General features: G+C 66.2%; 20 protein-coding genes. 13 read left to right on the forward strand and 7 right to left on the reverse strand.

Annotated features, from left to right (window positions below):
- Nucleotides 1-98 precede the first annotated feature (98 nt).
- The 4 genes from Q9K01_RS01060 to glnE form a co-directional block, all read right to left on the reverse strand.
- Nucleotides 99-785 (reverse strand): M23 family metallopeptidase, encoded by a 687-nt coding sequence (locus tag Q9K01_RS01060; RefSeq protein WP_305928361.1) that lies wholly within the window; start codon nt 783-785, stop codon nt 99-101.
- 147 nt (nt 786-932) lie between these two features.
- Nucleotides 933-1,748: a ferritin-like domain-containing protein gene (locus tag Q9K01_RS01065; RefSeq protein ID WP_305928362.1), complete on the reverse strand. Its 816-nt coding sequence runs from the start codon at nt 1,746-1,748 to the stop codon at nt 933-935.
- Complete coding sequence (locus Q9K01_RS01070) at nt 1,745-2,218, reverse strand: peroxiredoxin (RefSeq protein ID WP_305928363.1); 474 nt, start codon at nt 2,216-2,218, stop codon at nt 1,745-1,747. The genes Q9K01_RS01065 and Q9K01_RS01070 overlap by 4 nt, the downstream gene beginning before the upstream one ends.
- Nucleotides 2,215-4,902 (reverse strand): bifunctional [glutamate--ammonia ligase]-adenylyl-L-tyrosine phosphorylase/[glutamate--ammonia-ligase] adenylyltransferase, encoded by a 2,688-nt coding sequence (gene glnE / locus Q9K01_RS01075; RefSeq protein WP_305928364.1) that lies wholly within the window; start codon nt 4,900-4,902, stop codon nt 2,215-2,217. Before glnE ends, Q9K01_RS01070 begins: the two co-directional genes overlap by 4 nt.
- A gap of 87 nt (nt 4,903-4,989) precedes the next feature.
- Between glnE and Q9K01_RS01080 the strand changes: the two genes are divergently transcribed.
- Together Q9K01_RS01080 and Q9K01_RS01085 are read left to right on the forward strand one after the other, a co-directional pair.
- Nucleotides 4,990-6,708 (forward strand): M28 family metallopeptidase, encoded by a 1,719-nt coding sequence (locus tag Q9K01_RS01080; protein ID WP_305929148.1) that lies wholly within the window; start codon nt 4,990-4,992, stop codon nt 6,706-6,708.
- A gap of 23 nt (nt 6,709-6,731) precedes the next feature.
- Nucleotides 6,732-7,733: an agmatine deiminase family protein gene (locus Q9K01_RS01085; RefSeq protein ID WP_305928365.1), complete on the forward strand. Its 1,002-nt coding sequence runs from the start codon at nt 6,732-6,734 to the stop codon at nt 7,731-7,733.
- A gap of 167 nt (nt 7,734-7,900) precedes the next feature.
- Here the strand turns inward: Q9K01_RS01085 and Q9K01_RS01090 are convergent, their stop codons facing one another.
- The 3 genes from Q9K01_RS01090 to Q9K01_RS01100 all read right to left on the reverse strand — a co-directional run bounded on the left by Q9K01_RS01090 (nt 7,901) and on the right by Q9K01_RS01100 (nt 12,609).
- The gene (locus Q9K01_RS01090; protein WP_305928366.1) at nt 7,901-8,644 is read right to left on the reverse strand and encodes a sulfite exporter TauE/SafE family protein; all 744 of its coding nucleotides are present in this window, start codon (nt 8,642-8,644) and stop codon (nt 7,901-7,903) included.
- A gap of 15 nt (nt 8,645-8,659) precedes the next feature.
- Nucleotides 8,660-10,687, reverse strand: a complete 2,028-nt coding sequence (gene thrS, locus Q9K01_RS01095; protein ID WP_305928367.1) for a threonine--tRNA ligase — start codon at nt 10,685-10,687, stop codon at nt 8,660-8,662.
- A 260-nt stretch (nt 10,688-10,947) separates the two neighbouring features.
- A complete protein-coding gene (locus Q9K01_RS01100) occupies nt 10,948-12,609 on the reverse strand; it encodes an alkaline phosphatase D family protein (protein WP_305928368.1) in 1,662 nt (553 codons plus the stop codon).
- Nucleotides 12,610-12,761: 152 nt separating this feature from the next.
- Between Q9K01_RS01100 and Q9K01_RS01105 the strand changes: the two genes are divergently transcribed.
- The 11 genes from Q9K01_RS01105 to Q9K01_RS01155 all read left to right on the forward strand — a co-directional run bounded on the left by Q9K01_RS01105 (nt 12,762) and on the right by Q9K01_RS01155 (nt 21,048).
- The gene (locus Q9K01_RS01105; RefSeq protein ID WP_305928369.1) at nt 12,762-13,730 is read left to right on the forward strand and encodes an IS1595 family transposase; all 969 of its coding nucleotides are present in this window, start codon (nt 12,762-12,764) and stop codon (nt 13,728-13,730) included.
- Nucleotides 13,731-13,984: 254 nt separating this feature from the next.
- The gene (locus Q9K01_RS01110; RefSeq protein WP_305928370.1) at nt 13,985-14,332 is read left to right on the forward strand and encodes a hypothetical protein; all 348 of its coding nucleotides are present in this window, start codon (nt 13,985-13,987) and stop codon (nt 14,330-14,332) included.
- 192 nt (nt 14,333-14,524) lie between these two features.
- The gene (locus Q9K01_RS01115; RefSeq protein WP_305928371.1) at nt 14,525-14,956 is read left to right on the forward strand and encodes a hypothetical protein; all 432 of its coding nucleotides are present in this window, start codon (nt 14,525-14,527) and stop codon (nt 14,954-14,956) included.
- A gap of 228 nt (nt 14,957-15,184) precedes the next feature.
- Nucleotides 15,185-15,373, forward strand: a complete 189-nt coding sequence (locus tag Q9K01_RS01120; RefSeq protein ID WP_305928372.1) for a hypothetical protein — start codon at nt 15,185-15,187, stop codon at nt 15,371-15,373.
- Nucleotides 15,370-15,984, forward strand: a complete 615-nt coding sequence (locus Q9K01_RS01125; protein ID WP_305928373.1) for a hypothetical protein — start codon at nt 15,370-15,372, stop codon at nt 15,982-15,984. The genes Q9K01_RS01120 and Q9K01_RS01125 overlap by 4 nt, the downstream gene beginning before the upstream one ends.
- Nucleotides 15,981-16,172 carry a helix-turn-helix transcriptional regulator gene (locus Q9K01_RS01130; RefSeq protein WP_305928374.1) on the forward strand — a complete coding sequence of 64 codons (192 nt, stop codon included), beginning with the start codon at nt 15,981-15,983 and terminating at the stop codon, nt 16,170-16,172. The genes Q9K01_RS01125 and Q9K01_RS01130 overlap by 4 nt, the downstream gene beginning before the upstream one ends.
- Before the next feature lie 78 nt (nt 16,173-16,250).
- Nucleotides 16,251-17,342, forward strand: a complete 1,092-nt coding sequence (locus Q9K01_RS01135) for a YjgN family protein (protein ID WP_305929149.1) — start codon at nt 16,251-16,253, stop codon at nt 17,340-17,342.
- Nucleotides 17,317-18,426, forward strand: coding sequence for a M48 family metallopeptidase (locus Q9K01_RS01140; RefSeq protein WP_305928375.1), 1,110 nt, complete (start codon nt 17,317-17,319; stop codon nt 18,424-18,426). The genes Q9K01_RS01135 and Q9K01_RS01140 overlap by 26 nt, the downstream gene beginning before the upstream one ends.
- Before the next feature lie 41 nt (nt 18,427-18,467).
- Complete coding sequence (locus tag Q9K01_RS01145; protein ID WP_305928376.1) at nt 18,468-19,214, forward strand: alpha/beta fold hydrolase; 747 nt, start codon at nt 18,468-18,470, stop codon at nt 19,212-19,214.
- Nucleotides 19,215-19,216: 2 nt separating this feature from the next.
- Nucleotides 19,217-20,068 carry a tetratricopeptide repeat protein gene (locus Q9K01_RS01150; RefSeq protein ID WP_305928377.1) on the forward strand — a complete coding sequence of 284 codons (852 nt, stop codon included), beginning with the start codon at nt 19,217-19,219 and terminating at the stop codon, nt 20,066-20,068.
- On the forward strand, nt 20,065-21,048 hold the full coding sequence (locus Q9K01_RS01155) for an LLM class flavin-dependent oxidoreductase (RefSeq protein ID WP_305928378.1): 984 nt from the start codon (nt 20,065-20,067) through the stop codon (nt 21,046-21,048). Before Q9K01_RS01150 ends, Q9K01_RS01155 begins: the two co-directional genes overlap by 4 nt.
- Nucleotides 21,049-21,118: the final 70 nt, after the last annotated feature.

The raw sequence follows: 21,118 nt of genomic DNA on the forward strand, positions 1-21,118 counted from the left end.
CATTCTTGCGCACAAGCAAAAAGGCGGCAGGTTGCCCCGCCGCCTTCTCAGCTCCCGTCCAGGGAGTAACTCTGCGGCCTGGCCGCTTGCTCGGTCGCCTACTCGCCGCCGGCCAGCGCGAAGGTGCGCGCGGCTGCGGTCTCGAGCATGTAGGGCGAGGGATCGACCGCGACCCCGTTGACGCGCACTTCGTAATGGAGGTGCGGGCCGGTCGAACGGCCGGTCGAGCCGACGTAACCGATCAGATCGCCCTTCTTGACCGAGGCGCCTGCCGAAACGACGATTTCGGAAAGATGGGCGAAGCGGGTCTGCAGATCGGCGCCATGCTCGATCGCGATGTAATTGCCGTAGCTGGAGAACCAGTTGGCGCGGCTCACCTTGCCATCGGCGGTGGCATAGACCGGTGTGCCGGTCGGCGCGGCCAGATCGACACCCTTATGTCCGGCGCGGCGGCCGAGCACCGGGTGGATGCGAGTGCCGAAATCGCTCGACAGGCGGGCGTTCTCGAGCGGCATGCGCGACGGAACCGCGACCGTCGTGGTCAGGACGCCGGCCTGCGCCCGGTCGATCTTGTCCCAGCTGGCGAAGAGCTGCCGGAACTGTTCGTCATGCGCTTCGCCCGTACCCAGTGCGGCGCCCATTGAGCCCTTGGTGGGAAGGTCGGTCTTGGCGACCATCTCGACAGTGTCGGAAGTTTCGGCCTGCGCCGGTGCGGCGGCCAGGATTGCGGCGGCGCCAAAAGTACCCAGCAGAGCGCGACCCGCGGAGATGATGAAATCGTTCATAAATCAGACCCGTCCAATTCTTGTGGCACCTTTATCGATGCCTGCAATCCCGACCGTCGACCCATTCCCCTGAGCCTGACGATCTTTTCACTCTGCGACCGGAACCCCCCGTCGCTTTGTGCATTCGTGGGGTACGGGCGGAAAGGTTTACGAAGCAAGAGCGGCGTAGAAGTCTAGCGACAGACCGGCTGCATGACGCGCCGAGTCGTTGAATGGAGGCTTCAACCGACCCGAAAAGTGCGTTCTGACGAAGCTTTGCCACGTTTCTTGCGGCGGTTTGTTCCGCTCTCCGCAAATTTTCAGAAAGTGCTTGGTCCCCACCGCAACGTGGCGGATTTCGTCGTCAAGGATTCGCTCGAGAATTCGCGCGCCGTGCGAATCGCCATGCGCCTTCACCCGCTCGAGCGTAGCGGGGGTTACATCGAGACCGCGCGCTTCCAGCACCATCGGCACGATTGCCAGCCGGGCGGCAGGATCGTGCGCCGTGTCCTGCGCCGCCTGCCACAGCCCCTCATGCGCGGGGAGGGCACCGTAATGCGAGCCGAGCCGGGCCAGCTTGCGGTCGAGCAGGGCGAAATGCATCGCCTCGTCCGCCGCGATGCCAAGGAAATCGGAGACGAATTCCTCGCCGCGTGCTCCGCCGAAACGACCCGCCATGTCGAGCGCCAGATCGATCGCGACGAATTCGATGTGCGCCAGCGCGTGCCACAGCGCGAGCCGCCCCCGCTCGGAGCCGCCCTTGCCGCGCCGGGGCATTTGCGCCGGCGGCAGCAATTGCAGATTATCCGGCCATTCGGGTCGCTCGGGCATCACCGCTGCGTCGGGCCGGTCGAGATCGAAGTCCAGCCTCCCCAGCCGCCAGTCGCGCGCAACCTTGCGCGCCGCGAACGCCTTGCCCGCCGGGCCGCCCGTTAGCAGCGCGCCGCGGATCGCAGCTCCGATAGTAGGGCGGGCCCCGCTCACGTCGCGGCTGCGGCCGCGAGCACTTCGTCGGCGTGCTCCTTCACCGTGACCTTGTTCCACACCCGCTCGATCTTCCCGTCCTCGCCCAGCAGGTATGTCGTTCGGACCATGCCCATGAAGGTCTTTCCGTACATCGATTTCTCGGTCCAGATTCCCAGCGCATCGGACAGTCCGTCTTCGGCGGAATCGGTCGCGAGATCGATGGTGAGCTCGTGCTTGGCGACGAAATTGCGATGTTTCTGCGGCGAGTCCTTGCTGATGCCGAGCACCGCCACGCCGAGCTTGTCGAATCCCGGCCGGAGCGCCGAGAAATCCTTGGCTTCGGTGGTGCAGCCCGGCGTGTTGTCCTTGGGATAGAAGAAGAACACCGCCTTGCGGCCCTGGAAATCGGAGGCGCGCACCGACCCTCCCTCGGGGGTTTCCATGGCGATGTCGGGCATTGCGTCGCCTTGCGCGGGAAAGTCGCTCATCGATCCGTCTCCAGTTTCTCGCCGAAGGTCTCGGCCCATTGTGCCCGCACCCCATGGCGGGCTTCGTCCAGCGCCCGCAAGAGCGCAGCATAGTCATTCTGTCGCGCCAACCGGGCGATCACCGCGCGCGCCGCCGCGCCGGGCGCGCCGAGGTCGGGCGCCAGCAGCCGCGAGCCGACCAGCACGCGGGTGAGCAGGCGATGATGGTCGCGCAGCTCGCTCGAGACGAGGCCCCGCTCGGCCAATTGGGCGATGGCCGCCGAAAGATCCGGGGTCAGCGCAGTACGGTCGCGCAATTGCAGGAAGTGGACGAGGAATTCGAGATCCACCAACCCGCCGCGCAGAAGCTTCACGTCGAGTTCGCCGCGCGCCGGCTTGTGCACCGCCATGTCGCGGCGCATCTTTACGACATCTGCCCGCAATGCGGCGGTATCGCGCTGTCTGTCGAGGATCTCGGCTGCGATAGCCTCCACCCGCTGCCGCGCCTCGAGCGATCCGACCAGCACCCGCGCGCGGTTGAGAGCCATGTGCTCCCAGGTCCAGGCATTTTCGCGCTGATAGTGCGCGAAGGAAGCCAGTCCGACCGCGAGCGGACCCTGAACGCCTTGGGGCCGCAGCCTCGTATCGACTTCGTAGAGCGCACCCTGCGCGGTGGGAACGCTCAAGGCCACGCTCACCCGCTGGGCCAGCCGATTGAAATAGAGCGTCCGGCCAAGCGGCCGGGCCCCGTCCGATTCGGATTCCTCGCCGTCGGTAAAGAGATAGATCATGTCGAGGTCGGAGGCGTGAGTGAGCGCGCCGCCGCCCAGCCTTCCCAGGCCCAGCACCAGCAATTCGCCATCCTCGAACCGCCCATGGCGTTCGGCGAACTCTTCCTGTGCCGCTGCGCAGGCCACCCGAACGGCGGCTTCCGCGACCCGCGACAGCGCCTCGGCGACATCGAGCGGGTCCTGCGCCGCCTCGATCAATTGCACGCCCAGCGTAAAGCGCTGCTCGCTGGTAATGATGCGGATGCGGTCGAGCGCCTGTTCGTAATCGTCGCCGCGTTCGGTACGCTGCATCATTTGCGCCAATTCTTCGGTCGAGCCGGGCAGGTCGAAGGCGCTGCGATCGATCAGCGTATCGAGCAGTTCGGGTCGCCGCGCCAGTTCGTCCGACAATGGCGCGGCCAACGTCAGGCAGTCGACGAGCAGTTGCAGCAGCCCGGGACGCGCTTCGAGCAGGCGGAACAGATTGATCGCGCTGGGCAGCTTTTCGAGCAGGGTTTCAAATCGCGCCAGCGAGTGGTCCGGATCGGGCCCCTTGCCCAGCGCCTCGAACAATTGCGGGCGGATTGCATCGAAGGCCGCCTTGGCCGGCTCGCTGCGCAGCGCGCGGAAGCGACCGTCGCCCCAGCCGGCGATCCGCTGCGCCGCCGTCTTGGGGTCTGCAAATCCAAAGCTGTCGAGTTGGTCCGGCGTCGCCAGCGGGACCGGTCCATCGGGCGTGTCCTCCGCGATCAATTCGCCGAAATGTCGGGCCACCGGGCCGCAGGTTGCGTGCAGCAGTGTCAGCAGCCTCTCGGCGTCTTCCATGCCATGCAGGCGGGCGACGCCATCCAGCGCCTCGCCTTCGGGCAGCGTGTGCGTCTGGCGATCGTTGACCATCTGCAGCCGGTGCTCGATCGTGCGGAGGGTGTCGTAAGCCTCGCCGAGCGTGTGCGCGGTCTCCTGCGCAATATGCCCCGCCGCCGCCAGCGCATCCAGCGCCCCGCGCGTCCCGCGCACCCGCAGGGAACGGTCGCGCCCGCCATGGATCAGCTGGTGGGTCTGGGCGAAGAACTCGATCTCGCGGATGCCGCCGCGGCCCTGCTTGAGATCGAAGCCCGGTCCGGGTTCGCGCGGGCCCGAGTAGCGGGTCCGGATTCGTGCGCTGAGGCCCCTGATCTCGTCGATCGCGCCGAAGTCCAGACTGCGCCGCCAGACGAAGGAACGGATCGAATCGAGGAAAGCCTCGCCGCGCGCGATATCGCCTGAGGCGGCACGTGCTCGGATGAAGGCGGCGCGCTCCCAGGTGAGCGCGGAGCTTTCGTAATGGCCGGTCGCCGCCTCAAGCGAGATCGCCAGCGGGCTGACCTCTGAAGCGGGGCGCAATCTCAGATCGACGCGGAAGACGTATCCTTCGGCGGTGACGTCGGAGAGCAGCCGGACCACATCGCGGGCATAGCGCTGCGCGGCTTCGGGCGCCTCGTCGCGCTCCCTCCGGGGCAGCGCCTCGGCATCGTAGAGCAGGATCGGGTCGATGTCGGAGCTGTAATTGAGCTCGCCCGAGCCGTGTTTGCCCAGCGCCAGCCCGATGAAGCCGGCGGGTTCCGCATCGGGGACCCGGCGCAGAATGGCTGCCTCGATCGCGCGGTGGAGCGCCCGATCGGCGAAGGCGGACAATTCGCGCATGACCTTGTCGAGCCCGAAACCGCCGGCGAGATCGCCGATCGCCAGCACCAGCGCCAGCGCCAGCCGCTCGCGGCGCAGCGCCAGCCCGGAATCCTCGATCCCGCTTCCCGCCTGCTTCGCCTTGAGCAGGGCCGCTTCGCCCTCTCCCTGGCTCAGCAGTGCCTCGAACTCGGGCAGTCGCTCGAGCGCGTGGCCAAGAAAGGGCGAGTGCGCTCTGGCGCGCCGCAGAGCTGGTTTCCAGTCGCCGTCCATTGCCCGCTCCTGCCCCGCTACGGCTTGCCCTGCAAGGGACGAGGTGCAAGAGACGCGGCCATGCAAATTTCATTTCGGGACAAGACGATGACCCTCACCCCGCGTTTCCACCACACCGCTCTCGCGCTGGTCGCGAGCCTCGCGCTCTCCGGCTGCGCCATGACCGGCGGCGACACCGCGCTTGTCGATGGCACCGCCGCGCTCGACATTCCCGATGTTGCCCGGGGCGACATTTCGCGGGAGACGATGGTCGATGTGACCCGCACGCTGTCGTCCGACGAATTCGAAGGGCGGATGCCGGGAACCGTGGGCGAGGAAAAGACCGTGGCGCTGCTCAGCGAGCGCTTCGCCCAGGCCGGGCTGCAGCCGGGCAACAACGGCTCCTGGGTGCAAAAGGTGCCGCTGGTCGAGATCACCGGCAAGGATTTCGCCCCCCTGACGGTGACCGGCAAGGGCGAAACCATGGCGTTCGAGTTCGGCGACGAATGGGTCGGCGTGACCTATCGCGAGGATGCGCGAACCGCACTGACCGACAGCGAGCTGGTGTTCGTCGGCTACGGCGTGAACGCGCCCGAGCGCGACTGGAACGATTACGAGGGCATCGACATGCGCGGCAAGACCGCGGTGATCCTCGTCAACGACCCCGATTATGCCAGCGAGGACCTGACCGGCCCCTTCAACGGCAAGGCGATGACCTTCTACGGACGCTGGACCTATAAATACGAGGAAGCCGCACGACAGGGTGCCGCGGGTGCGATCATCATTCACGACACCGCACCCGCCTCCTACGGCTGGAACGTGGTCGAGAGCAGCTGGTCGGGTCCGCAGGCCTATGCCCAGCGTGGGCCGAACGCGCCGCCGCTGACGAAGGTCAACGGCTGGGTGCAGAAGGACGTCGCAGCGCAGATCCTCGACGCCGCGGGATATGACCTGTCCGAACTCTCGGCCAGAGCCCGGAGTCGGGGCTTCGAGGCGGTGCCGCTGGGGCTCAAGGCCTCGACCAGCTTCGCCAACGATATCCGCAGCTTCCAGTCCCAGAACGTGATCGGCGTGCTGCCGGGTAGCGAGCGGCCCGACGAATACGTCATCCACACCGCGCATTGGGATCACCTCGGCCGCTGCAAGCCGGCGCCCGATGGCGACGACATCTGCAACGGCGCGATCGACAACGCCACCGGCACCGCGGCGCTGGTCGCACTGGCCGAAGCGCATGCCAAGGCAGGCGCGCCGCCGCGCAGCCTGGTGTTCCTCGCGGTGACCGCCGAGGAATCGGGTCTGCTGGGCGCGCATTATTATGCCGAGAACCCGGTGTTCCCGCTGGCGCAGACGGTGGGCGGGATCAATATGGACGCCTTCCAGGTGGCCGGTCCGGCGCGCGACGTAACCGTGGTCGGCCCCGGCAAGTCGCAGCTCGACGCCTATCTCGAGGCGGCGCTGGTTTCCGATGGACGGATCGCGACCCCCAACCCCAAGCCCGAAGCGGGCTATTACTACCGCTCGGACCATTTCGCCTTCGCCAAGCGCGGGGTGCCGATGCTCTATATCGATGGCGGCGAAGATCTGATCGACGGCGGTCGCGCCGCCGGTGCGGCGGTCGCTGCGGACTACACCGAGAACCGCTATCACGGCCCCAAGGACGAGTTCGACGAGAGCTGGGACTGGTCGGGCGTGATGGGCGATCTGCAGCTCTACTACCGCATCGGACGCGCGCTCGCAGCCAGCGAGAGCTGGCCCAACTGGAACCCCGGCGACGAGTTCCGCGGCATTCGCGACGCCGATTGCGCGGCAAGCGCCGTCGGCTGCTGAGCCGGGGCGAGCGGGTTCGGACTATGGCCGTGACGATGCCGCCCGAATGGGCGCCGCAGGACTGGCTGTGGATCGGCTTCCCGCATGCGGCGGACGAATGGCCGGACGTGCTGGCGCGCGCACAGGAACAGATCGCCGCTTTCGCCAATGCGGTGGCGGAAAGCGGGCAGGAAGTCCGGCTGCTGGTCCGCGACGCCGCCAACGAGGCGCGGGCGCGGAGCCTGGTGAGCGGATCGGTGGTGCTCGAGCGGCGCGAATATGGCGATGTCTGGCTGCGCGACACCGGACCGCTGGTGGTTGTCGGCGAGGAAGGTCGCGCCGCTCGCCGCTTCGGCTTCAACGGCTGGGGCGGCAAATACCTCATGCCCGGCGACCAGACGATCGGCGCGGAGCTGGCCCGCGATGCCGGACTGGCGCTTGAAAGTGCGGACTGGGTGCTCGAGGGCGGCGCGATCGACGGCGATGGCACCGGGCTGGCCATCACTACCGAGCAGTGCCTGCTCAATTCGAACCGCAACCCGCAGCTGTCGCGTGACGAGATCGCCGCGCGGCTCGACCGCGATCTGGGCTTCTCCCGCGTGGTGTGGTTGGGCGACGGGCTGATCAACGACCACACCGACGGCCATGTCGACAATCTGGCGCGCTTCGTCGCTCCCGGGCTAGTGGCGCTGCCGCAAGCCACCGGACCGGGCGATCCAAATGCCGAAGTATACGCCGACGCCGCGCGGCGCATCGAAGAGGCAGGGCTGGAGCTCGTCCGCATCCCGTCGCCAGGCCTGATCACCTCGGGAGACCGGGTCGAACCCGCGAGCTACGCGAATTTCGCTGTGACCAGCCATCTGGTGGTGGTCCCGACCTTCGGCTCGATCCACGACGCAGCGGGTGTGGCGGCGATCGGCGACCTGTTCCCCGACCGCGCCACGATCGGCCTTCCCGGCGATGCCGTGCTGGCGGGTGGCGGCGGTTTCCACTGCGCCAGCCAGCAGATGCCCTCGGCCACCAGCCCGCAATCCAGCGCCGTTTAACGCTTCGTTAGCGAAACGGGCGGACAAGGATGCCATGGCTCGAACCATCGCTATCTCTCGCCCGCAGTGGGTCCCGTCGGGGCTGGCGGACGTCCTGCGCGCGGCAATCGTGACCGGTTGCGCCCTCGCGCTGATCGCGGCCGGCCCGTTCGTGCCATTCTGAACCTCTAGATCAGGCGCAGCACGGCAGCCAGCGCGGCGCCGCCCAGAACAATTCCGACGATCGCGCGCCAGACCGTATCGGCGATCCGGCCGGAGAAGCGATTGCCCAGCGCATTGCCGACCAGCACGGCAGGGAACAGGAGCGCCGCCAGCAGCGGTAGCCGCAGCTCGAGCGCGCCGATCGCCGCACCCGACATCAGGCCGGAAGCGGCCGCGATGGTGAATATCAGCATCATCGATGCCTTGGCGGTTTCCCGGTCGAGGGCGCGACCGACGTAATAGGGGACCACCGGCGGGCCGGGCATGCCGGCATAGCCCGTCATCAGTCCGCTCAATACCCCCACACCGCCGGTAGTAAGCCGCCCGGGGGAGGCGGTACCGCCGCGCGGCAGGATGATGGCGACGAAGGCCGAGCAGGCGATTCCCGCGATCACGACCCGCGCGATTCCCGGACTGGTTGCAGCCAAAGCGATTAGCCCCAGCGGCGTCGTCACCACGACCAGGCCGGAAATCCACCAAGCCGATCGCTCGCTGCCCCGCACCAGCCTGCGGATCTCGAGCAGACCGATAGCGAGCGACAGGCAGTTGGCGAGAATGACCGCGTCCAGCGGCGACAACGCGAGCGCCAGGATCGGGACCAGCAGGATGGCCATTCCGAACCCGGTCAGTCCGCGCACGAAGGCGGAGCCAAACGCAGCAAGCAGCGCCGTCGCTATCTCCAGCGCATCATAGGCCTCGAGCGGCGACATGTCCCGGCTTGGCGATCAGGGGCGCAGATCGGGCGGGGTCGCGGCGTCCTTGAGCATCGCGATCGCCTCGTCGAGCGTCGTCACCGTCTGATCCTTTTCGCCCAGCGTGCGGATCGCCACGGTGCCTTCCTCGGCCTCGCGCTTGCCCACCACCAGCAGATGCGGGACCTTGGCGAGGCTGTGTTCGCGCACCTTGTAGTTGATCTTCTCGTTGCGCAGATCGCAGGTCACCCGGATCCCCGCCGCTTCCAGCTTCGCCGTGGCTTCGGTCGCATAATCGTCGGCGTCCGAGACGATCGTCGCGACCACCGCCTGCGTCGGCGCCAGCCAGACCGGCAAGCGCCCGGCGAAATGCTCGATCAGCACGCCGATGAAACGCTCGAAGGTCCCGAAAATGGCGCGGTGTAGCATCACCGGGCGGTGCTTCTCGCCATCCACGCCGATATAGGTCGCATCGAGCCGTTCGGGCAGCACGCGGTCGGACTGGATCGTGCCGACCTGCCAGGTCCGGCCGATCGCATCGGTGAGATGCCATTCCAGCTTTGGCGCGTAGAACGCGCCCTCGCCGGGCAGTTCCTCCCAGCCGTATTCCTCGGTCGCCATGCCCGCTTCGCGCACGGCGTTGCGCAGCTCGTCCTCGGCCTTGTCCCACATCTCCTCGCTGCCGAAGCGCTTCTCGGGGCGCAGCGCGAGCTTGATCTGGTAGCTGAAGCCGAAATGACCGTAGACGCTGTCGACCAGCCGGCAGAAGGCGCGGACCTCGTCGACCACCTGCTCCTCGGTACAGAAGATATGGCCGTCGTCCTGCGTGAACTGGCGCACGCGCAGGATACCGTGGAGCGCGCCGTGCGGTTCGTTGCGGTGGCAGCAGCCCATCTCGCCCAGCCGGATCGGCAGGTCGCGATAGCTGGTGATGCCCTGCTTGAAGACCAGCACATGCGCCGGGCAGTTCATCGGCTTGAGCGCCATCATGTCGCTGTCGCCGGCGATCAGCGGGGCGCCGGATTGCTCCGCCGCTTCGGGATCGGGCACCATATCGGGCACAGCGAACATGTTCTCGGCATATTTGCCCCAATGACCCGACCGCTCCCACTGGCGGACGTCCATCAACTGCGGGGTCTTGATCTCCTGATAGCCCGCGCCGTCCATCCGCCGGCGCATGTAGCTCTCGAGCTCGCGCCAGATGCGATAGCCCTGCGGGTGCCAGAACACCGAGCCATGCGCTTCTTCCTGGAGGTGGAACAGATCCATCTCGCGGCCCAGCTTGCGGTGGTCGCGCTTGGCCGCTTCCTCGAGCCGGGTGAGGTGCGCGGCGAGCTGTTTCTTGTTGAGCCAGCCGGTGCCGTAGATGCGCGTCAGCTGCGCGTTGCGCTGATCGCCGCGCCAATAGGCCCCGGCGACGCGCATCAGCTTGAAAGCCTGCGGGTCGAGCTTGCCGGTCGAGGCGAGATGGGGGCCGCGGCACATATCGAGCCAGGAATCCTCGGCATCGGGATCGCCCGACCAATAGACGGTCAGTTCCTCGTCCTCGGGCAGTTCCCTGGCCCATTCGGCCTTGAAGCTCTCGCCTTCGGATTCCCATTTCTCGATCAATTGCTCGCGGGTCCAGACCTCGCGCACGAGCGGCTTGTCGGCGGCGATGATCGCGCGCATCTTTTCCTCGATGGCGGGCAGATCGTCCATCGAAAAGGGATCGCGCGTGTCGGGCGCCTTCACATCGTAGTAGAAGCCGTCGTCGGTCGCCGGGCCGAAGGTGATCTGCGTGCCGGGCCACAGCGCCTGCACCGCTTCGGCGAGAATATGCGCGTAGTCGTGGCGCACCAGTTCGAGCGCGTCTTCTTCGTCCTTCACCGTAACCAGCGCCAGCTCGGAATCGCATTCGAAGGGGCGGCCGATATCGCGCAATTCGCCGTTGACCCGCGCGGCGAGCGCCGCCTTGGCGAGCCCCGGACCGATCGCCGCGGCGACATCGAGCGGCGTGCTGCCGCGCTCCATCGCGCGCACCGAACCATCGGGCAGGCTGATCTGAACTAGTTCCGTCATTGTCTGATCCGTATCCTTTGCGCCGCTCATGGCACAACCGTGCCTGCGCTTGAAGTGCGGCGTTGCTGGGGAAGGATGATCGGGAGGAACGCCGCACCGCCCGATACCGGGCGGCGGGGCTGCGCGTCAGACCGCCAGCACCCGCCCCCGGAGATCCGGGGTGGTGGTAGTGGTCGAAAGGCGCAACTGCGACATGGCCGCCGAGCTAGGCGCGCGCGGCCCGCTGTTCAAGCGGCTTGCCGTGTGGCCATGCGGCGCCCTCAGGCCAGCTCCAGCCTGCGGTCGCCCAGCGCGGTCGAAACCCGCTGCGTCGCGACTACGCCCGCACCACGCTCGCGGATGCTCGAAAGGAAGCGGTATTCGCTGGTTGCGCGGGTGGGGGTGAGCTCCACCGCCATATAGCCGCGGCGCGAGGCGTCCATCCACACCAGCTCGGGGTTGAACTCGATACTCGCGCGTTCGAGATCGGCGGGCGCAAGCTGGGGCAGATAGGATTCGAACCCGGGCGAGGTGACCGACTGCACCCCGAATTCGACCCCGACCCGCTGTCCGGCATGGTCGAGATCGAAAGACCAGGCGTTGTGCGTGTCGCCGGCCAGCGAAATCAGATTGGCATCCGCCGCCAGCGCCGCCTCGAACAGTCGCGCGCGCGCCGCCGGGTAGCCGTCCCAGGCATCCATGTTGAGCGGCAGTTCGGCGCGGCTTGCCAGCGCGCCCGCGACGATGCGGCTGCGGACGTATTCGGGGACGTCGGCGGGAAGCGAATCGACGAGGCGCGGCGAGGTGGCGAGCTTGCCCATCAGCACCTGCTGGACCAGCACCTGCCAGCGCTTCCCGCTGCCGGTGGAGCGCTTGAGGCCTTCCGCAAGCCAGGCCTGCTGCTGCGCCCCCAGCATTTCGCGCGACGGGTCGACGTAATCGCCCTGGCGAAACGCGGTCAGCGCGCGCAGCACCGCTTCGGGGCCTTCCTGCCCGGTCAGCAGGCCGGCGAAATTGAATTGCTCGGCGCGCGCCGTCAGCCGCGTCTCGAGCCGGAACAGCGTGGCCAGATCGCCGATGTCGTAACTCGCCCAGGGCTCGTCCGAAACCGGCATCCACTCGCGATAGGCGCGCATGGCGGCGGCCTTGCGCACGCTCCATTCGCCCTCGGTCTCGGACTGGTGGTTCTGCGCGCCGCCCTGCCAGCTGTCGTTGGCGCTCTCGTGATCGTCCCACCCGGCGATCATCGGATAGACCTGATGCAGACGGCGCAGATCGCGATCGCTGCGATAGCTGGCGAAGCGCAGCCGGTAATCGGCCAGCGCCACGGTTTCGCTCAGCGGCGCCACCGCGCGTCCGGCAACCGCTTGTTCGACCGAAGGGTAGTTGTCGGGCCCGTATTCGTAGAAGTAGTCCCCGAGATGCAGCGCGCAGTCGAATTCGTTGGCCGCGGCGGCATGGGCATAGGCGTTGAACCAGCCGAAACCCATGTTCGAACAGCTGAACACCGCCATGCGGAAGCGCTCGGTGGGGCCCTCGGGCAGCGTCTTGGTGCGCCCGACATCGGAGGTAGCGCCATTGGGCGCGACGAAGCGATAATAATACCAGCGGCCGGGCTCGAGACCCTCGGCGAAGGTCTTGCAGCAGCTATCGTTGGCGGGACTGGCCACCGCCTCGCCCGAGGCGACGACGCGCGAGAAATCGTTGGTCGGGCTGACCTCCCATTCCAGCTTCGTCTCCGCCGGGGCAACGAAGCGGGTCCACAGCAGCACCCGGTCGCGCGCCGGTTCGCCGCTGGCGACGCCGTGCGTGAACCCCGACCCGCCGAATTGCGCCGACAGCGGCGCGGCGATCAGCCCGGCGCCGAGGACTCCGGTCTTGAGCAGGCTACGGCGATCGAGCGGAGCAAGTGCGGCAGCGGCGGGGGGTTCGGTCTTGAACACGGCAATTCTCCTCCAGAGTCACGGCGCAGTGACCCCGCGCTGTGACTGCATCGTGACAGATGCGCGCTGGCCGGAACAGCGCGCAATCCGTCTGGAAAGGGTGCTGGACATTATATACTTGACAAAGCAGCACAGAAACGTAGGGTGAGGGCATGACAAACATCTACGCCCCTCGCTTTCAGAACGAAGACGCAGCCCGCGAGCACCTTGAGGCGCTCCACTGGCCCCATGGCCCTGTCTGCCCCCATTGCGAGAGCGGCGACACCAAGCGGCTTCCCCCCCAGCGTGGCCGTAAGACCAAGGCGCATCCCGAAGGCGCGCTCCGCAAGGGCGTCGTCCAGTGCAATCTCTGCCGCAAGCAGTTCACCGTGACGGTCGGGACCGTCTTCGAGTCCTCTAAGGTTCCGTTGCACAAATGGCTGCGCGCCAATCATCTGATCGTGTCCAGCAAGAAGGGCATTAGCGCCCACCAGCTGCACCGCACCCTAGGGGTCACGTATAAGACTGCGTGGTTCATGGCCCACCGCATTCGCGAAGCCATGACCCCGACCGACAACGGCCCCATGGGCGGCGACGGTGGCGACGTAGAGGTTGATGAAACCTACTACGGCAAGAACAAGTCCGCTCCCAAGAGCCGCATGGCGATTCGCAACATGAACCGCATCGTCTCACTGGTGGAGCGCAACACAGGTCGCGCCACCAGCATCGTGTTCAACGGCGCATTCGGCCAGAACGATGTGAAGGCGTTCCTCTTCGAGCGCCTTGATCGCAATGCCCGCCTGCTCACCGACGAGGCCCATGTCTACAAGCCGGTTGGCCAGCACTATCGCGCCCATGGCAGCGTCAATCACTTCAAGGGCGAATACGTCAGCCGCGCCGATCCGACGAACCACACCAACACCATCGAAGGCTTCTTCGGCATCTTCAAGCGCGGTATGCGCGGGATCTACCAGCATTGCGGCCAGCAGCACCTTGCGCGCTATCTTGCCGAATTCGACTTCCGCTACACCAACCGTTCGGGCCTCGGCATCAACGACACGGAGCGCGCCGACATTGCCCTGAAAGGCATCGCGGGCAAGCGCCTTACCTATCGGCGGATTGGTGGACTCGCCGCCGCCTGATAGGCCGAAGCTGCCTCGCCACATCGGGGAACGTCGCAAACGCTGGACTCGCTAACCACCAGTTATCCCCGCCGAATCGCCCGGCGTGGACTCTGCTGTTCCGCTCCTGTTCCCTAGAATAGAACTGGGCCGAGTCGTCCGGACCCGGCCCAGTTTGAAATCGCTGTATGGGAGCGACCTCGAATGCAACTACGGTCTGCGCTTTCGCGCCGCCACGGTCAATCCTTCTGCGATGAACTGCGAAGGAAAACGACATGTCCCTTACCATCGAATGGCCCGGTCAATTTGGGCGAACCCATGCCTTTGAGCTTTATCCCATCGGGACCACGTTCAACGAAGTCGGCGGGGTCTATATCTTCTGCAAACCCTATCCCGGTCGCCAGTGGCAGGCCCTCTATGTAGGCGAAACCGGTAATCTGAACGAGCGCCTGAATACCGCTCTCCAGCGCCACCAAGCATGGCCTTCCTGCCAATCTGGCGGGGCCACTCACATCTGCGCCAAAGTCATTGGCAGCGGCGTCTCTGGCAGGATGGAGCGCTTGGCTCTCGAAACCGAGTTGAGGCATTCGCTCAATCCCCCCTGCAACCGTCAGGCGGCTTAATCTGCAACGGGGTCGGCCTTCAGGTCGGCCCCGTTCTTCCTTTCCCGCCGCCGCTTCCCCAACGGGGTAGTCGGCTCGTTCTTCTTCGGGGGGGTCTTCAGCATTCGCTTTAGAACCTCGTCCTCTTTGCATTGATCGGTGTTTTCCATGTCTGAGCCTTTATTCGCCCGGCGCCCTGAAATCGGCCTTCTAATGGCCCGATATATCTCGGGCTTTGCCCTAACAGAATTACTCATCAGCGCGGCGTTCTCTAGCCTCATAGGCGACAAGGGACCGGTTACGCACATCATCCTTCATCGACTGCGCAATATCTCTGAGCGAATTAACATGCTTGGCGATCTGGCCCAATTCAACGGGCATCGTGCCATCGTCACCCAAATTGAACCGATCAGAATCGCCAACAAACGAAGAATCCAGCTAGCTCATGGGCTTTGGTTCGAGGGCGATGACGGCTCACTGGTGATCTCAACAAACGTAACTGATAGCTCACGGAAACGCACCGAAACCGACATAGACGAAAGCATTCTTACTCAATGGCTGCATGATCTAGGTAGCTTGAACACGTCCCTAAGAATGATCGGCTTTCCAGTTCCTGGCGAGGAACATGGCCTCATATATTCGTGACAGCCATTCATCCCTCAGATCGAACCCCGTCAGCTCGCCCAGATGCAACTCATCCCAAGCCGCATGCCCCGCCTCAATCATCTGAGGGATGACCCTCACCGGCCTGTCACGCGATTCGCTTTGTTCCACCTTCGTTCTGCTTTGTCAAGTATACAATGTCCAGGGTGCTTGACGCCCGCTGCGATGGATGACAAGGTGGCTTTACCAATTTGAAGGGGAGCTTGACTAATGTCATCCATCATCCAGGCGATCTGCTGGGCCGCCCTCATCCTCGGGGTGGCCTTCGTGGGCCGTGCCGAACTCCTGCCGCCGGAATCGGCACGAACCTTGACCATCGTTCTCCCCGCTCTGGCGGTGGTGACGATTCTCAAATCTCGCGACTGCGCCAAGCTCTCTGCGCAGCGAGACCGCGCATGACCAGCCCGGCAGACAGGGCTTCGGGCCGATCGCCGGGGTTCTGGGCGGGCCTCCTGCTCGGAAGCCTGGCTGCAATCGCCGGTCTCGCTCTGAGCGACGCGATCGGTCCGGATACGACGCTGCTGCTCATGCTGCTGCCGGTCGCCCTCACCGTCCCGCTGATGCGCGCCGCCGGACGCCGAGCTCCCGGCGGGTCATGCGTGGGCAAGGGCGCGGCGCAGAAGCGCTATGTTAAGCGCATTGCGCTGTTCACGGCCCTCTATCTGCTGTCCTTCGGCGTTCTCACCTTCGTCACCGCCGAAAGCGAGCCGGCGTTTGCGCTGCGCTCGGTGCTGGCGGTGCTGCCCGGGCTGGCGGTGATCGGAATATTCTGGGCGGTCGGGCGCCTGATCGTCGAAGAGCAGGACGAATTCATCCGGATGCTGGTGGTGCGTCAGTCGCTTATCGCCACCGGACTGGCACTGAGCGCCGCGACCGTCTGGGGCTTCCTCGAGTCGGCCGATGTGGCGCCGCATCTCGATGCCTATTGGGTCGCAGTGGCGTGGTTTCTCGGCCTCTTCGTCGGGGGACTGTCCAACCGGATCGAATACGGCTCGTGGGGTGCGGTATGAAGAACCGCCTCAAGGTCCTGCGCGCCGAGCGCGGCTGGAGCCAGCAGGCGCTCGCCGACCGGCTCGAGGTCAGCCGCCAGAGCGTCAACGCGATCGAGACCGGGCGCTACGATCCCTCGCTGCCGCTCGCCTTCCGGATTGCCGATGTCTTCGAGATGCCGATCGAGGCGATCTTCCTGCGCGATTGACTCATTGGCGCGGTCGGCTTGACTTGGCCGGGGCGCACATCGACAATCATCCCCGCGAACGGATCGGGGGGTCGGACAATTTCAAACTATCGAGGGGCGCAGCAAGCCGAAAGCGCCTTCGGCTTCGACGGCAGCTGGCGCGAATTCGCGCCGATCGCATTCACCAATCTCCTGCTCACCATAGTGACATTGGGCATCTATCGCTTCTGGGCGACCACCCGCGAGCGGCGCTATCTGTGGTCGCGCAGCCGCTTCGTCGACGAGCGGCTGGAATGGGCAGGCACCGGAATGGAGCTGTTCATCGGCTTCCTGCTGGTGCTGGTGCTGTTCGCGCTGCCGTTCTTCGCTCTGGGTCTGATAGCGGAATCGCTGGTCCTGCGCGGACAGGAGGCGCTGGCGGGGGTACTGACGCTCCTGTCCTTTGTCGTTCTGTTCTATCTCACCGGCCTCGCGCGCTTCCGGGCCTTGCGTTATCGCCTGTCGCGGACCCGCTGGCGGGGGATTCGGGGCGGCTCCGACGACAAGGGCTTCCGCTTCGGCCTGTCCTATCTGGGTAAGACCTTTCTCGGCTATCTGCCCGCCGGCCTGTTGATTCCCTGGTCGATGACCAGCCTGTGGAACGAACGCTGGGGCAAGATGAGCTTCGGGCCGCACGCCTTCGCCGCCGAGGCCAAGTCGGGTCCGGTGTTCGGGCGTTTCCTGCTGTTCTACCTGGCGCCCGTCGTGATCTTCATCGGCGGTGTCGCGCTGGCGGCGACCGGCGCGTTGGTCGGTTATGGCATTGGCGGCGAGAACGGCGGAATGATCGGCGGGTTCATCGGCATCATCGGCTTGCTGCTCTTTTTCTATCTCGGCCTCGGACTGATCGCGGTGGCCTTTTTCGCCGCCTTTTATCGCGAAGCGGTCGGATCGACGCGGTGGGGCGACATTGGCTTTTCGTTCGAGGCGTCCACCCCGGACTGGATCCGCCTGCTGCTCGGCGATGCCGCTCTGGTCGTTCTGACGCTTGGCATCGGGCTGATCTTCCTCTCCTACCGCCACTGGAAGTTCTTCATGATCCACCTCGAGGCGCGGGGCGAGATCCTGCTCGACGAGCTGACCCAATCCACCACCGCGACGGCCGGGCATGGCGAAGGACTGCTCGATGCCTTCGACATCGGCGCGATCTGACGTGACCGACGAGGCGTTTCGAGTGCCCGTCACCTGGTATGACGGGATGACCGCACTGCGGCGCGAGGGCGCGGCTTCCTGGAGCGGCGATCGACTGATTCTGGATGAAGCCGACGGCGCGCAGCACGCGGTGCCGTTCGTCGATCTGCGGTTCGTGGAAAGCCTTCCGGGCGAGCGGGTCTACGGTCGCGACAGCGTGCCAGATTTTCGCCTGCGCCTGCCCATCGCCCTGCCGCCCGGATTCGAACGTCACCTCCCTGAGCAGGGTCGCTACGGGGGATGGATAGATCGCCTCGGTCTGGGCAAGGCCGTGGTGATCTTCGGGATCGCAAGCGCGGCGGCGGTGGCGCTGTTCATGACCGCGCCCAATTGGCTGGGGCCGCGCGTACCCGAAAGCTGGGAAGCCCGTATCGGCGAGGCGATGGTCGGCAATTTCGGGAACCGGCTGTGCTCGACGCCGCAAGGCGATGCCGCCCTCGCCAAACTGCTCGATGCGGTCGATCCCGCAGGCCGCCAGGTGCTTGCGGGCATCGCCAATATCGACATGGTCAATGCGGTGGCGCTACCGGGCGGGCGGGTGTTGCTGTTCGACGGTCTGGTGCAACAGGCGGAAAGCCCCGATGAGCTGGCCGGCGTGCTCGCTCACGAGATCGGCCATGTCCGCGAACGCCATGTGATGACCGCGCTGCTGCGTCAGTTCGGCCTTTCCATCCTGCTGTCGGGCGCCAATTCGGGGTTCGGAGACACCGTTTTCGGGCTCGCCGCGATGAGCTATTCGCGCGATGCCGAGCGCGAGGCGGACGAGTTTGCGCGCGAAAGGCTGGCGCAGAGTAGGGTTTCGCCGCTGGGCGCGGCGCGGTTCTTCGAACGGATGGCGGAAGAGTCCGGCTCGGATGCGGAGGCCGGAAGCGATATCACCGGCTGGATCGCCAGCCATCCCTCCGCCGGCGAACGCGCCCGCGCCTATCGCGAGGCCGCCCGAGCGGGGGCGGATTACGCTCCCGTTCTATCCCCGCAAGAGTTCGCGGATTTGAAGGCGATGTGCGAGGCAGACCCCGATGTCGAGGAATTCGAACTGTTCTGACGGTTGCATTCGCCGCCAGCGAGCCCGAAATGGGAATGGCAATGACCAGCGCCACCCAATTCCACGAACTACCCGATGGCCGGCGGATCGCCTATCGCCTGCATCGCGGCAGCGGGCCGGCACTGGTCTTCCTACCCGGTTACATGTCCGACATGAGCGGCAGCAAGGCGACCGCGCTATATCAATGGGCGAGTAGCCGGGGGCGCAGTTGTCTGCTGCTCGACTATTCCGGCTGTGGGCAAAGCTCGGGCAGTTTCGCCGCGGGAACGCTCTCGCGCTGGCGCGACGAGGTCATCGGCCTCATCGAAGCTCTGCTCGAGGATCAGGTGATTGTGATAGGATCCTCGATGGGCGGCTGGCTGATGCTGCTGGTCGGCAAAGCGTTGGGGGCGCGTCTCGCGGGGCTGGTCGGCATCGCTGCGGCGCCCGACTTCACCGAGTGGGGCCGTTCCGCATCGGACAAGGTCCGCCTCGGCGCCGGCGAGACCCTGTTCGATCCCAATCCCTACGGTCCGGAGCCGACGCCGCTGCATCCCGGTTTCTTCGCCGACGGGCAGGCCAATCGGCTGCTCGACGCTGAGATACCGCTCGATTGCCCGGTCCGTCTGTTGCACGGTCAGCGCGATCCGGATGTACCGTGGGAGATCAGCCTTCGGCTGGCCGAAGCGCTGCGTTCGGACGACGTACAGGTCACCTTCGTCAAGGATGGCGATCACCGCCTGTCCCGCGATACCGACGTCGCACTACTGCTGGAACAGGTGGCAACACTGCCAGCCGAAGGGACTTAATCGTGAGCATCGCCGCCGCATTCCTGCTTGCCATGCAGGTGGGACCCAACCCCGCCGCAACCCCGCCGAGTTCCGTTCCACCGGAGCTCGAAGAGCAGCGCGCGCGCACCGCGGCTTCCGCCGCAAGCCAGAGCCCGAGCCCGGCTTCGCGGCTGATCGAATGCCTGCGGCTCGCAGCGAAGGATGCCGAGGCGGCCTATGACAGCGCGGCCAGCTGGCGCGCCAATGCGCGTGACGCGGAACGCCCGCAGGCGGCGCATTGCCAGGGCCTCGCGCTGGTGCGGATGGAGCGCTATGCTGAGGCGCGGGACACCTTCGCGGTCGCGCGCGGCGAGGTGGGCGACGACAATCCGACCTATCGCGCGCGGCTCGGCGCCATGGCGGGCAACGCCGCGCTGGCGGGCCGCGAGGCCGCCGCCGCCATTCCGCATTTCGAGCTGGCGATCGCCGATGCCAACGAGGCGGGGCAGGGCGACATCGCCGCGGGGCTGGAAATCGACCTCGCGCGGGCCTTGGTCGCCGCAGAGCGTCCCGAGGAAGCCGACGCGGCGCTCGACCGGGCGCGCGAGGCTGCCCCCGGCGATTCCCGCGCCTGGCTGCTTTCCGCCAAGCTGTCGCGGCAATTGGGGCGGTTGATGGAGGCCCAGCGACAGGTCGAACAGGCTGCTGCATTGGCCCCGCGCGACCCCGCTGTCGGGCTCGAGGCGGGGGTAATCGCCGCGCTCGCCAACCGGCCGGAAGACGCACGACGCAGTTTCGAATCGGTCCTGCTGGTGGCACCCGATGGCCCCGAGGCGGACCGCGCGCGCGCCTATCTCGCACAATTGTCCGATGTCGGGGCACCGCAACAATGACCGATTTTTCCATTCTCGATCTTGTGCCCGTTCGCGAGGGGGGATCGCTCGAGGAGGCCTTTTCCGCCGCCGTCGATCTGGCGCGCACCGCCGAGAAGACGGGCTGCACCCGATTCTGGGTCGCCGAACATCACGCCATGCCTGGGATCGCCGGGGGTGCGACCTCGGTCGTCCTCGCGCATATCGGCAACGGGACGTCGACGATTCGGATCGGCTCGGGAGGGATCATGCTCCCCAACCACACCCCCTTCCAGATCGCCGAGCAGTTCGGCACGCTCGCGGCGCTGTTTCCGGGGCGGGTGGATCTAGGGCTGGGCCGCGCGCCCGGTGCGGGTCCCGAACTCCAGCGCGCCTTGCGCAAGGATCTCCACCGCGCCGCGGAGATGTTCCCGCAGGACGTGGTCGAATTGCGCGCCTATCTGGACGGGGATCCTGGTCTGCCGATCCAGGCGACCCCCGGGCAGAATGCCGATGTCGAGCTGTGGATGCTGGGCTCCAGCCTGTTCGGCGCGCAGCTCGCCGCGCGTCTCGGGCTGCCCTACGCCTTCGCCAGCCACTTCGCGCCGGATCATCTCGATGCCGCGCTCGAACTCTACCGCAGCAGGTTCGAGCCTTCCGCCAGTCTCGACCGGCCGCATGTGATGGCGGCGATGAACCTCTTCTGTGCGGAAAGCGAAGCCGAGGCCGAGCGCATCGCCAGCTCGCAATTGCAGGCCTTCGTTCGGTTGCGCACCGGTTCGCCGGGCAAGCTGCCGCCGCCGATCGAGGGCTATCGCGACACGCTGCCCGCCAATGCGCGCGCGATGCTCGATCATATCGGGCAGGCGAGCGCGGTGGGCACGCCGGTGCAGGTGCGCGAAGCGATCCGCGGCTTTGTCGATCGCACCGGTGCCGACGAGATCATGCTGGCCGGCGCGACTTACGATCCCGCCGCGCGCACCCGTTCGCTGGAACTCGCGATGGATGCGCTGAACGGCTGAGATGCCTCAGCGGGCGCTGGCGCAACCCGTCTCGTTTGGCGAACGCCGCGCCCCTTTCCCGCAAGCGACC

The organism is Qipengyuania benthica (assembly GCF_030717865.1).
Classification (GTDB): Bacteria; Pseudomonadota; Alphaproteobacteria; order Sphingomonadales; family Sphingomonadaceae; genus Qipengyuania; species Qipengyuania benthica.